Below are 12,600 nucleotides of genomic sequence, written 5' to 3'. Positions count from 1 at the left end.
TTGTCCAGGGGCGGCTGATAAGGTAATACTTATGAATAAGGTAGCTAGTAAGTGTTTTGTTTCAGAAATTCGCATAAGCTCCTTCTTCCTCCTTACTTTCTCTATTCGTAATCTGTGCAAAAAAAAACAACTTTGAAAAAAGTTGAGTTAAATATCAAAAATATTTCCAGTAGCAACTTGAATTGTATTATTAGTGACATCAATACTATTAACTTTTAATAAAGAAGTATAAGAGAAGAGACACTCACGCTGTTCCTGAGCATTTTCTGCAAAAACAGCAACACCTGCCAAATCGCTTTCAAACTCTTTCAAAAGGCTAATCATTCCCGATATTGTCCCTCCGCCCTTTAAAAAGTCATCAACAATCAAAACTCGGCTGTGCGGTTGCAGACTACGTTTTGAAAGAAACATCTTTTCAATACGGTTACTTGATCCGGATACATAATTGACAGACACGGTTGATCCTTCTGTGATTTTCAAATCACGGCGTACAATGACAAAGGGAACATTTAAGACATTAGCAACAGCATTAGCTAGAGGCACTCCTTTGGTAGCAACCGTCATGACAGCATCTATTTTTTGATTCTTAAATTGACTTGCGATAATGCGACCCACATTTTTTAAAATATAAGGTGTACTCAATAAATCTGACAAATAGATATAGCCCCCAGGCAAGATGCGATCGCTTTCAGATAAGCGACTACGCAATTCCTCAATAATAGTCTTTGCTTCATCCAAGTCAATGCTAGGTGTAAAAATAGCACCACCACTAGCACCCGTTAAGGTATCTATATGTCCAATGCCAGCCTCTTCAAAAGCTTTTTTTATAATAGCAATATCCTCTGAAATAGAAGATTTAGCGGCTTCATATTGAGTGGCAAATGTATTTAGGCTCGTGAGTTGATAGGGGTTGTTAATCAGATAATTAGAGATGACAACCATACGTTCGCTACGTCTTAATTTCATCTGAGAAGCCTCCATTTCTTATCATTTTTGTTTTTATTATATCATATTTCACAAAAAGCGAACATTCCTAGTAAAAATGTCCACTTTGATTGGCTTTTTTAAAGTTTTGGTTTATAAAAACTGCGATTGTCCATAGCAAAAATACGTGAGGTCATCTCTCCACTATCAATGCGACTAAGAGCTGTAGACATCATCATCATATTGGCATCCAGATTGTCAATGATATGGATAATCTCAGCTTCCATAATACGAGGACGAACAGGACTTCCATACTCTAACAAACCATGATGGCTAAGGATAACATGACGGAGGACAATGGCATCCTCCCTGCTATCATCAATGCCAAGTTCTACCAAGGTTTTTGTGATTTCCTCATCAATCAAAGCAATGTGACCAATAAGATTTCCTCGAACAGTATACTCAGTGCTGTCAGGTCCTGATAACTCAATAACCTTGGCGAGATCATGCAACATGATTCCAGCAAAGAGCAAACTTTTATTGAGCTGAGGATAAATATCACTAATACTATCAGCTAGCTGTACCATAGTAGCTGTATGATAGGCAAGGCCAGACTCAAATGCATGATGATTACTTTTTGCTGCAGGATAATGATAAAATTCCTTATCATACTTGCGGTAAAGATTTCTGACCAATCGCTGCCAAGTCGCATTTTCAATGCGAAACATAATCTGTTCTAGGTAATCTCGGATTTCTATGATATTAACAGGAGATTTTTCTTTAAAATCTCTTGGGTTATTTGGCTCGCCCTCTCTAGGTAAGCGCAAAGTAAGTTGATTGACCTGAGGCATACCGTTATAAACCTCACGTCTACCCATCATATAAACAACCTGACCTGTAACAAATTCTTTGGCATTATGTGGTTGCGCATCCCAAAGATTACCTGAAATCTCACCACTATCATCCTGAAAGGTCAGAGAAATATAGTCTTTTCCTGCACGTGTTTTCCGCATTTCAGCTCTTTTAATCAGATAAAAACCTTCAAAGGGTTCATCTTTTTTCATGTCTTTAATCTTCATTTTGTTCCTCTTGTAATGGTGAAATTGCCAACAAACGCTGGGTATCTTGATCTTGGTAATTTTCAATAGTATGAAGAGCCCGTGTAATAGCATCCGTTCGTGTCGTCAGCAAACTATCAATACTTTTGCTAGCTGTATTAAGCTGTTTTTGTGCCTTTTGCAACATTGCACTGAACTTTCCAAATTCGACTTTCACATTGCCAAGAACTTTGCTAATATCATCGGCATTTTTTTGAATGGTGAGCGTTTTGAAACCGACTTGAAGCGAATTAAGCAGAGCTGATAACGTCGTAGGACCTGCTACAATGATGTTTTCATCACGACGAAGTCGATCAAAGAACGTTGCATTACGTACCACCTCAGCATAAAGTCCTTCAGTCGGTAAAAATAAAATCCCAAAATTGGTCGTTTCTGGTGGATGTAAGTATTTTTTATGTATATCCTTAGCAAAGCGTTTGATATTAGAAAGCAGTGCTTTGCGATGTTTCTCAATAATTTCCTTATCTCCTAACTCATAAGCATCCTCTAGGCGATAGTAGTCCTCAAGAGGAAATTTAGAGTCAATTGGGAGATAAACATGATGATTTTGAGCCCCAGGAAGCTTGATTGCGTACTCCACACGTTCACTTGAACCTTTAACTGTTGAGAACTCTCTTTCGTACTGACTTTCTGTCAGAATATCTTCGATAATTTGCCCAAGCTGTAGTTCTCCCATGATACCTCTTGTTTTGGTACTGGACAGGACTTTATTGAGACTGCCAACATCTTTTGCAACTGATTTCATTTCACCAAGACCCTGATTGACACTTTCAAGCTGTTTTGAAACGGTCTCAAAAGAGACTTGTAAACGAGTTTGCAAGGTCTTTTCCAATTTTTCTTCCACAGTTTGTCGCATTTGCTCAAGACGATCTTCGTTTGAGAGTTGCATATTCTTAACAGAACGGTTGAGATTGTCCGTCATATCTTGCAAACGTTTATCCGTACGATCACGATTCTCAAGAAGATTTCGGTGCAAAACATCTCGAATATCCGCCAATTGAGCATAAATTTCATTTTGAACCTGACTAAGCTGCTGATTGAGTGCCAAGAGCTGTTCTTTCTGAGCTAAATTCGCCTGATACGATAATTGTTCTGAGAGATTATCAGCGTAGTTTTCCAGATTTTTTTGAAACCGACTTTGTAGAATTTCTATTTTTTTCAACAAGAATAAAACAGTCACTAAAGTCACTAAGGCAATCAAAAAAATAAAAATAGACATATTACCTCCAATCTCTAGTTTCAATCACTATAACATAGCCCTTATCTAAAGTGAATGTGACAGGCTGGTTAATAAATTCGTTGCTTGTATACACTTTTTGACTAAAATAATTGTGGTCTTTTAGCTCGTACTTCGCACCACAAATAGTAAGTTTCCCATCTCCCTCCACTACGAAAGCAAGATAATCTTTATCACAAGAAGGAAATATGGTATGTGTCCCAGCAGGATAATAACGCAGAAGGTTGCACGAATCACATAGTCTTATCTGTCTCATAAAGTCTCTTAACTCAGGATGACTAGGCAAAAAGACATTACTCAAAAAATGATCAATTCTTCCACCAAAAGCGCCATACACCGTAACCTGAGCCTCTGGATGGCGTGAAAAAACCTCTCTGAGAGCGACTTCAGTATCTGTATCATCTTTTTCCTTTGGCGCTTGCACCAAAAATTTCGCTTTGCTTTTGAGATAATCCAGCTCTGCAGGTGTAACCGAGTCAAAATCCCCAATAGCAAGATGTAGTGGATAATGTTCTTTTAAGAGACGAAAAGCACCTCTATCTACTCCGACATAATAATCATAGACTTTAGGAATAAAGCTAGGTGTCCCTCCAGTTAAAATGGCTACACTAGTCATTGAGTGCGGTACGCAAAGTAGCTACTTGGGCAACCAAATCTTCTGCTTTAAAAAGGTATGAACCAGCCACAAAAACGTTTGCTCCTGCTTTAGCTGCTGCCTTTATCGTTGTGTTGTCGATACCACCATCCACTTCGATATCAAAGTGATAGTCTTTTTCTCTGCGGATATGTGCTAAAGCTGCTACTTTATCTAACATTTCTGGGATAAATGCCTGACCTCCAAAACCAGGATTGACTGTCATAATCAAAACTTGATCAACTAAACTTAAAACTGGTAAAAGAGCTTTAAGAGGTGTTCCAGGATTGATAACGACACTTGCTTTCATACCTGCAGTTTTAATTTTTTGAAGAGCACCATGGATATGCTTGGTTGCCTCCACATGAATGGTCATAATATCAGCACCGGCCTGTGCAAAAGCATCTATGTAGCGCTCTGGGTTAATCACCATGAGATGACAATCAAAAACAAGTTTACTGTGTTTACGCATGCTCGCCACAACATCCGCTCCAAAGCTGATATTTGGTACAAACTGACCATCCATAATGTCTATGTGTACATATTCGGCTCCTGTCTCTTCAATGCGTTTTAATTCGCCAGCAAAATTAGCATAATCTGCAGCGAGAATCGATGGGGCGATTTTGACTGGATACATAAACTTTTCCTACTTTCTTTTTAGTGTTTTTTTATAAGTTTCACGACGATTTTCAATCTCACTAAGAAACTGAAGGTAATTGTCATATCGAGAGTGCATAATGTCACCAGATTCTAGTGCTGACTTGACTGCGCAATGAGGTTCATGGGTATGTGTGCAAGAGCGAAATTTGCAGTTATGACTAAAATGCTGCATCTCAGGGAAAGCTTCACTTAAATCTTGAGCGGAGTTCACCTCATAATCTAGAGAAGAAAATCCCGGTGTATCTGCAATTTTACCACCTGCGACATCATAAAGACTAACAGCTCGTGTCGTGTGACGCCCTCTTCCTAAACTTTCTGAAATAGAGGAAGTCTCTAGACTAAGCTCGGGAGCGATTTTATTTAGCAACGTTGACTTACCAACACCCGTCTGTCCCATAAAGACCGTCACTGTTTTTGCCAACAGAGGTAATAAATCTGATAAATCTAAGCAAAAATCATAACCAATCGTTTGATAATTCCCTCTTAACGATAACATATCTACCCTATTTGTTAATAAATCCATCTTAGAGATATAGATAATAGGCTTAATCTCTTTATGCTCTAACAAAATCAAAAAACGATCCAACAAATTGATATTAAAATCTGGCTCCTTAGCAGACATAATAACAACCGCTTGGTCAATGTTAACAATCGGCGGACGTACTAAGCCATTTTTGCGTTCATCAATAGCAAGGATATACCCCTCTGATTGCTCTTCGGCACTAAAGTCAACCCAGTCTCCCACATACGGAGTTTCACCTCTTCGTCTAAAATTACCACGCGCACGTGTTTGATACACTTTTCCCTGAGACTCCACATAGTAAAAGCCTGCTAGCGATTTTATGATTCTTCCTCGCAAATGAACTCCTTCTTAGTTTTGTGAATAATTTTATTATACCATAAAATTTTATAAAAAGGCTTACATGAAAGTTCATTCAGATAATATGTGCTACTGTTCTTAAAAATATTGTCTTGTTCTTTTCTTTCCGTAAAAAAAGCGTTATAATGGAATAGTTAGCGGAGATGGTGGAACGGCAGACACGCATGCTTCAGGCGCATGTGCCCTTTAGGGCGTGAGGGTTCAAATCCCTTTCTCCGCAGTATGATAAAAAGATGAGAGACTCTTCTCATCTTTTTTGATAAACATGATACCTCCAGCTCAAAATTACCCAGCGAAAGAGATTATCTGCGATGGTTGCTAACCAAACACCAGCAAGTCCTAAGCTTAGTAATACACCCAAAACGTATCCTAAAAAGATACGTATCCCCCACATTCCAATAGTTGTTGCATAAAAAGGAAATTTAGGTTTTCCTAGACCTTGCCAAAGTGCAGTGAAAATCAAAGTTCCAGCAGTAGCCGGTTCACCTAAAAATGACAACAACGCAACAAGAATACTTGCTTTTTTAGCCGTTAAATCATTGGTGAAAAAAGAAAGCAGATAAGGTGATAACAAATACACACAGCCACCTACAAAAAGCATCATCATAGCCGAGTAAATATAAGATTTTCGTAGAATTTTATGAATGGTATCAAAATCTTTTTCACTAAATGCTTGTGCCACTAAAATTAAAACTGCCGTTGCCATCCCCATTCCTGGCATATAGTTAAACTGTGTTATCGTCTCACCAATAGCATTTCCCGCAACTACCTTGACTCCAAAGCTAACAACGATAGCAATGATAGCCACATCTCCAATTCTCATCATCAAACGCTCACCAGCAATAGGAAGTGTCATGGTGACAAGAGTTTTGCTAATAGACCAACGCACATACTTTAAGATAGGCATCAGATCTAGCATATTTGCTAAGATAATCACACCGACTAAGCGAGAAAGTACCGTTGATAAAGCAATTCCTACCAAACCAAAATCAAAAACTGTTATAGCAAGTGCGGAAAGAACTGCATTTAAAACATTAGTCAAGACACTCACATACATAGGAATACGTGGTCGGTCTTGTGCTCTATGGATAGCACCTAGAGTCGTCAATAAACCTAAGCTAAAGATACCACCACCTACCACAGAAAGATAAAGCCAACCAAGTTGGCTAACCTCTTTTGTTGTCCCTAAAGTTGTTAGAAAAAAACGTCCTCCAAAAATAGATAGTAAGCCCAAAATCAAACTTATCAAGAACGTGAGTACTAAGCTATCTGCTTGTAATTGCAATTTTTTTGTGTAATAACGCTGTTTACAATACTTAGCAACAAGACTGGAAACAGCGGATCCAAGGGCGATAAAAATCGCTTGGTAGACAGTGATGATGTTATTAGCAACTGAAACACTTGAAATAGCAATAAGACCAAGATGAGCTACTAAATAACTGTCTGTAATCCCCATCAAAATCTGCAAGATATTTTCTGCCATCGCTGGAATAGCCAGATGAAACAATTGTTTTCTATAATTATAGGATTCTCTTTGTGTCATGTTTCTATTGTACCATAAAAGGCTGAGAACTTATCTCAACCTTCTTGTGTAGTCAGACTAGAGTCCTAGATAAGATTCTACTACCTTTTGCATGTCTTGGCTAGCAACTACTTTGTTATGCTTGATTATTGCTTTATCTAAATCAGCAATCGCCTTTGGAATAGCAACTTTTGATAATTTATATAAATCAGCGACTGCCTTAAAATCATCTCCACTATCACGATTATTGACAGCTCTAACTGCTACACGTGGAAATTTGTAGGGACTGGCTGTAGAGGCAATAACAGTTGGTCTTGTATCTTTAGTTTGCTCTCTATAGCGCTGATAAACACTGGAAGCCACAGCTGTATGAGGATCTTCAATATAGTTATTTTCTTCATAAACACGCTTAATCTCAGCTTCAGTTTCAGCTTCAGTTGCAAAACCTGCTGCAAACATCTCAAAAATGTCAGGATTAACATCCTCAAGCGTGTAATGACCATCAGTAGCCAGAGCTGTCATCAAGACTTTCGTTTTTTCGGCATCATTGCCAACAAGGTGAAAAATCAGACGCTCTAAATTAGAAGATACCAGAATATCCATGGATGGGCTTGTTGTCACTTTAAATGGACGCACTTTATCATACGTCTTTGTCGTAAAGAAATCTGTCAGGACGTTATTTTCATTAGAAGCACAGACTAGCTTACCAACAGGAACACCAATCTGACTAGCATAGTAAGCTGCAAGTATATTACCAAAATTACCTGTTGGCACCGTAAAGTTAACCTTATCACCAGCAGTGATTTGATGCGTTTTAACCAACTGCGCATAAGCATACACATAATAGACAATTTGTGGTACGAGACGTCCAATATTCATGGAATTTGCTGAAGAAAATTGTGTCTTTTTCAACAACAAACGCTGACGCAAGTCTACATCATTAAACATGGCTTTGACATTTGTTTGAGCATCATCAAAATTGCCATCAATAGCAACAACGTGAGTATTGCTACCTTCTTGAGTAATCATTTGTAACTCTTGAATTTTGCTGACACCATCTTTGGGGTAGAAAACGATAATCTCAGTACCTTCTATATCTGCAAAACCAGCCATAGCAGCCTTTCCAGTATCTCCAGAAGTCGCTGTCAAGATAACAATCTTGTTATCTACACCTTGCTTCTTAGCAGATATTGTCAGTAAATAGGGGAGGATAGATAACGCCATATCCTTAAAGGCTATAGTTGAACCATGAAAAAGTTCCAAATTATACTGATCGCCTAATGCTATCAGCGGTGCAATAATCTCAGTATCAAACTTTTCATCATAAGCATGACTAATGCAGTAATCCAGTTCTTCTGCAGTAAAGTCATCCAGAAAAGCTGCTAACACCAATTTTGCCACTTCTTGATAGCTAGCATCTTTCAGTTGGGTAAAATCAAGATTAACCTCTGGAAATTCTAATGGAGTAAACAGCCCGCCATCAGTCGCTAAACCTTGTAGAATCGCTTGACTAGCTGTCACTTTATTTTGTGCATCTCGTGTTGATTGATAGAGTAGTGTCATTGTCTTTCCTCGCTCATAAAGATAGTCTATAAGCAACATTATAGCACAATTTTCAGAAAATTTGAGCCTATTTTTTCTTTTTTAAAAAGAAAAAAGCCACGTTTGTACTGTGCTGACCCCAAAAAATTGGGTTTTTTCGTGTCCAACTTTTGGGGTGCAGTTTAGACTAGCTTCTTTTCTTGTAGATTTAGATTAAGACTTAGCTGTACCTTTAGCGACTTCTTGCACAGCCTTTTTAATCGTTTGTACGTAGAGTGTTGCTCCAGTGGTAGTCGCATCACTATAGTGAACACCATCAGTTCCCACCCAAATATCAGGATTATCCACAGCTGTTTGATACCAGTCTGCAACAGCTAGATAGCTGTATTTTTTAGTCAGTTGAACCTCATAATCACGAACTTCTTTGACCTCGGTGATATTTTTGCCGTTATAGGGTGTCACAAAAACAAGACGATGTCCTTTTGGAAGAGCATTGATAAACCTTTGCAACTCTGCTTGATAATTGTCTAGAGAATTAACGCCTACTGCAAGAACGACAATCTTCGATAAACTGTTATTTTTGATGCTATTGTCAAAAATATCATAAGCTCCCTCAAAATTTCGACTAACAGCTGCATCCAATTGAGCTTCTGGCATCTCCTCAGAAAAAGCTGCACTTGATCTAAGAGCAACAGAGTCTCCGATAATCGCAATATCACTTAAAGCATTGGCATCTCCTGCTAGTAAAGTATGTGTCCTATTGAGTGAGCTTTGTGCCTGCGTTAAGGCATTGGATTGTAATCCCGACTCAAAACGGCCTACTGATGGAGCTGTCGTCATGGTAATAAGAGTAATAAGACCAAGTACAGTCACACCTCCCATAAACCATCTTCGATAGGAGGATAAATCAAGCTCAACAGATAAAATCTTCACTGCTTTTCCTGCAATATATGGCTCGATGATATAAAAGGACAGTGTCGCAAAAATTATTGAAAAGAGAAGTGTCAACAGAACCGCTGCCCAATTAGCAACCATTTGGCTAAAGATAATATAAAATGGCCAATGAAATAAATACAAGCTATAACTAATATCTGCGATATAAGTTACTATTGCTGGCTCGACAATTGTCGGTGTCTTTTCATGTAAAACACGCGCTGCATAAATCATCACAGAAGCAAAAATACTAGCCAACAAAAAGCCAAAAAGATAGGTCAGACGACTTTCAAAATTAAGCCAAAACGTCAGCAATAAAAGTCCTAAAAATCCTAAAAGTAGAGTAATTAAAGCACGTCGCAAGCTCCACTTATTGACAGTGCGTCTAAACCGTCCCATTGTTTCTCTCACCCCTGAGAAAGTAGCCAAAATAGCTCCAAAAAAGAACGGATAAATGTGAGATAACGTTGAAAAATAAATACTTGATAAATTGCCAACGAAAAAAGAACGGATAAACATACTCAGATAGCTCACCAAGAAAATCCCTAAAGAAATGAGAAAAATCTGTACACGTAAGCCTTGTTGATTACGTGATTTTTGCGCTAAACACCAGACACAAAATCCCCATAATAAATAAAAATGCACCTCAATAGCTAAACTCCATGTATGTACAAAAAGATGAGGAATAAATTGTGATTCATAACTACTACCCGTTAAAATCTCGTAAAGATTTGTCGTGAAACCAATAGCTGCTAGAATTTGCTGACTGATACCTGCTCTAAAATCACTGCGTACCAAAAAGACAAATGGAACACTGACTAAAATCATCAATACAAGCGGTGGAACTATACGATAAAACCGTCGTTTATAAAAGCCTATCAAGTTAATCTTCTTATTTCTAGCATATTCATCTATCAGTAGGGCTGTAATCAAATAGCCTGAAAAAGTAAAAAAGACATCAACTCCAATAAATCCACCTGGATAGATGTTCTTGAAAAAATGGTAGAGTAAAACGAGTAATAATCCCGTAATTCGTACCAGTGAAAACCATTTTATCCTCATCTTTGATAAATTCCCTGTTTAAATTTTCCTTTATAAACTTTGCCATCCTTAGCCTTTAGCGTCCCTTGACCATCAGGTTTCCCATTGCTAAATTCGCCAGTATAAGACCAGCCACTTTTAGCTATAAAAGTCCCTTGACCGTTAAATATACCATTAGCAAAATGACCTTTATAGATATCACCATTCGGATAAGTGAGCTGCCCTTGACCATTTATTCTGTGATTAACAATTATTCCTGTATAGGTTATCTGACCATTTGTACTGTTATAAACTAAGGTTCCTTTTGACTGCCAGATGACACTAAAAACTGTAAAGCCACAGATGAGAATAAGGAACACCACAAGCAATTCCCACTTACTTCGTGATAGGCTAGGAAACCGCCACCTTTGTTTTTGCATTTGTGTTTTCATGTTATTATCCTAACTTATTCAACCAATCTAAACATCCGTTCTTAATCAAAGCGTAGGTTTCTTCAAAATCCCCAGTGTACCAAGGATCAGGAACACCCCCTGCCCTAAATAAAGCAATCTTATCATCAAAATGACCATTCGATAAATTAAGCAAATCAGAAACATTTTGTTTATCCATGCCAATGATAAAATCAAACTTCTCCAAATCTTCTTTGCTAATCATCTGCGAGCGTTTATTATAATCATAAGCAATCGCATATTTATCAAAAATAGCCTTTGTTCCTTTATGAATCGGATTGCCATGTTCCCAATTGGAAGTTGCTCGGCTTTTTACCTCTAACTGATGTTTTTTATCCAACTTTTTCATCACAAATTCTGCCATTGGACTTCGGCAGATATTGCCTAAACAAACAAAACAAATCCTTTTCATATTGACTTTCCTCTACACTACTATCCTGTCCATTATACCACGTTCGTTTTGTTTTTGCTATGTTTAAGAAAATAAGCAATAAAAAGACTAGAAAATTCTAGTCTTTTTATTGCTTATCGCTAGAAAGAGGATAATGCAAATGTTCATAAGCTTTAGGAGTCGCTACTCTTCCGCTTCGAGTACGCATGATAAAGCCTTTTTGGATGAGATATGGTTCATACATATCCTCCACTGTCTCACGTTCTTCAGCGATATTAACAGATAAAGTTCCCAATCCAACAGGACCGCCTTGATACATCTCAATCATCGTCCGTAAAATCTTCTGATCAATATAATCAAGTCCTTCACTATCAACATCTAACATAGCTAACGCTTTATCTGTCATCAACTCATCAATGATACCATTTCCCATAATTTGAGCATAGTCACGAACACGTTTCAGTAAACGATTAGCAATCCGAGGCGTCCCACGACTACGACGAGCTAACTCAATTGCTGCCTCATGCGTAATTGCCATATCAAAAATAGCACCTGTACGCTTGACAATATCACACAAATCAGCAACCTCATAGTACTCCATATGCCCTGTAATACCAAAACGAGCCCTCAAAGGATTAGACAACATTCCCGCTCGTGTCGTTGCTCCTATCAGCGTAAAAGGAGGCAATTCTAAATGAACACTACGACTAGAATCACCTGAACCAATCATAATATCAATATAAAAATCCTCCATCGCACTGTAGAGAACCTCTTCAACTGCCATAGGCATGCGATGAATTTCATCAATAAACAAAACATCTCCAGGATCAAGGTCATTTAAGATAGCAACCAAATCCCCCGCCTTTTCAATAGCAGGACCAGAAGTTTGTTTGAGATTAACACCAAGTTCGTTAGCAATAACAAAAGCCATGGTCGTCTTACCAAGCCCTGGAGGACCAAACAATAGCACATGATCAAGTGATTCATCACGCAACTTGGCAGCCTCTATAAAGATTTTTAATTGCTCTTTAATCTTATTTTGACCAATATATTCCCTTAACAATTGAGGACGAAGCGTAGGTTCAACAAACTCCTCTTCTCCCACTACATCACCATCTAAAAATCTTGTCATATAGACATTTTACTATTTTCAGACCACTTTGTCAGTTATAAGGATAACTTTATAATCCCCACCAACCTAAACCTGTTGCAATAATAGCCATCACTAAGTTAATGATTTGAAGTTTTTTCATATTTCTTCTCCTTAAT

At 38.0% G+C, this 12,600-nt stretch carries 12 protein-coding genes and 1 tRNA gene; 1 reads left to right on the top strand and 12 read right to left on the bottom strand.

The window, feature by feature from the left end; translation table 11 throughout:
• Positions 1 to 147: 147 nt before the first annotated feature.
• The 6 genes from purR to rsgA form a co-directional block, all read right to left on the bottom strand.
• Positions 148 to 966 (bottom strand): pur operon repressor, encoded by an 819-nt coding sequence (gene purR, locus NXS10_RS08295; protein WP_259139392.1) that lies wholly within the window; start codon positions 964 to 966, stop codon positions 148 to 150.
• Positions 967 to 1,064: 98 nt separating this feature from the next.
• Complete coding sequence (locus NXS10_RS08290) at positions 1,065 to 2,003, bottom strand: 3'-5' exoribonuclease YhaM family protein (protein WP_259139390.1); 939 nt, start codon at positions 2,001 to 2,003, stop codon at positions 1,065 to 1,067.
• Positions 1,993 to 3,261, bottom strand: a complete 1,269-nt coding sequence (locus NXS10_RS08285) for a DNA recombination protein RmuC (protein ID WP_259139388.1) — start codon at positions 3,259 to 3,261, stop codon at positions 1,993 to 1,995. The genes NXS10_RS08290 and NXS10_RS08285 overlap by 11 nt, the downstream gene beginning before the upstream one ends.
• A gap of 1 nt (position 3,262) precedes the next feature.
• Positions 3,263 to 3,895, bottom strand: a complete 633-nt coding sequence (locus tag NXS10_RS08280) for a thiamine diphosphokinase (protein WP_259139386.1) — start codon at positions 3,893 to 3,895, stop codon at positions 3,263 to 3,265.
• Complete coding sequence (gene rpe, locus NXS10_RS08275) at positions 3,888 to 4,550, bottom strand: ribulose-phosphate 3-epimerase (RefSeq protein WP_259139384.1); 663 nt, start codon at positions 4,548 to 4,550, stop codon at positions 3,888 to 3,890. Before rpe ends, NXS10_RS08280 begins: the two co-directional genes overlap by 8 nt.
• Positions 4,551 to 4,559: 9 nt before the next feature.
• Entirely contained in the window at positions 4,560 to 5,432 is an 873-nt protein-coding gene (gene rsgA, locus NXS10_RS08270) for a ribosome small subunit-dependent GTPase A (RefSeq protein ID WP_259139382.1), read from the bottom strand.
• Positions 5,433 to 5,590: 158 nt separating this feature from the next.
• On the opposite strand from rsgA, the gene NXS10_RS08265 reads away from it, so the two are divergent.
• A tRNA-Leu gene (locus NXS10_RS08265) sits at positions 5,591 to 5,673 on the top strand.
• 27 nt (positions 5,674 to 5,700) lie between these two features.
• Here NXS10_RS08265 and NXS10_RS08260 read toward each other — a convergent pair.
• The 6 genes from NXS10_RS08260 to ruvB all read right to left on the bottom strand — a co-directional run bounded on the left by NXS10_RS08260 (position 5,701) and on the right by ruvB (position 12,463).
• Positions 5,701 to 6,996: an MATE family efflux transporter gene (locus NXS10_RS08260; protein WP_259139381.1), complete on the bottom strand. Its 1,296-nt coding sequence runs from the start codon at positions 6,994 to 6,996 to the stop codon at positions 5,701 to 5,703.
• A gap of 57 nt (positions 6,997 to 7,053) precedes the next feature.
• Complete coding sequence (gene thrC, locus NXS10_RS08255) at positions 7,054 to 8,538, bottom strand: threonine synthase (protein WP_259139379.1); 1,485 nt, start codon at positions 8,536 to 8,538, stop codon at positions 7,054 to 7,056.
• 192 nt (positions 8,539 to 8,730) lie between these two features.
• Entirely contained in the window at positions 8,731 to 10,512 is a 1,782-nt protein-coding gene (locus NXS10_RS08250) for an acyltransferase family protein (protein ID WP_259139378.1), read from the bottom strand.
• Complete coding sequence (locus NXS10_RS08245; RefSeq protein ID WP_259139377.1) at positions 10,509 to 10,922, bottom strand: MORN repeat-containing protein; 414 nt, start codon at positions 10,920 to 10,922, stop codon at positions 10,509 to 10,511. The genes NXS10_RS08250 and NXS10_RS08245 overlap by 4 nt, the downstream gene beginning before the upstream one ends.
• Positions 10,923 to 10,926: 4 nt before the next feature.
• On the bottom strand, positions 10,927 to 11,352 hold the full coding sequence (locus tag NXS10_RS08240) for a low molecular weight protein-tyrosine-phosphatase (protein ID WP_259139376.1): 426 nt from the start codon (positions 11,350 to 11,352) through the stop codon (positions 10,927 to 10,929).
• 106 nt (positions 11,353 to 11,458) lie between these two features.
• A complete protein-coding gene (ruvB, locus tag NXS10_RS08235; protein ID WP_259139375.1) occupies positions 11,459 to 12,463 on the bottom strand; it encodes a Holliday junction branch migration DNA helicase RuvB in 1,005 nt (334 codons plus the stop codon).
• Between the last annotated feature and the right edge of the window lie 137 nt (positions 12,464 to 12,600).

The organism is Streptococcus sciuri, from assembly GCF_024814375.1.
Taxonomy (GTDB): Bacteria; Bacillota; Bacilli; order Lactobacillales; family Streptococcaceae; genus Streptococcus; species Streptococcus sciuri.
This window is presented reverse-complemented; position numbering and strand designations above follow the sequence as displayed.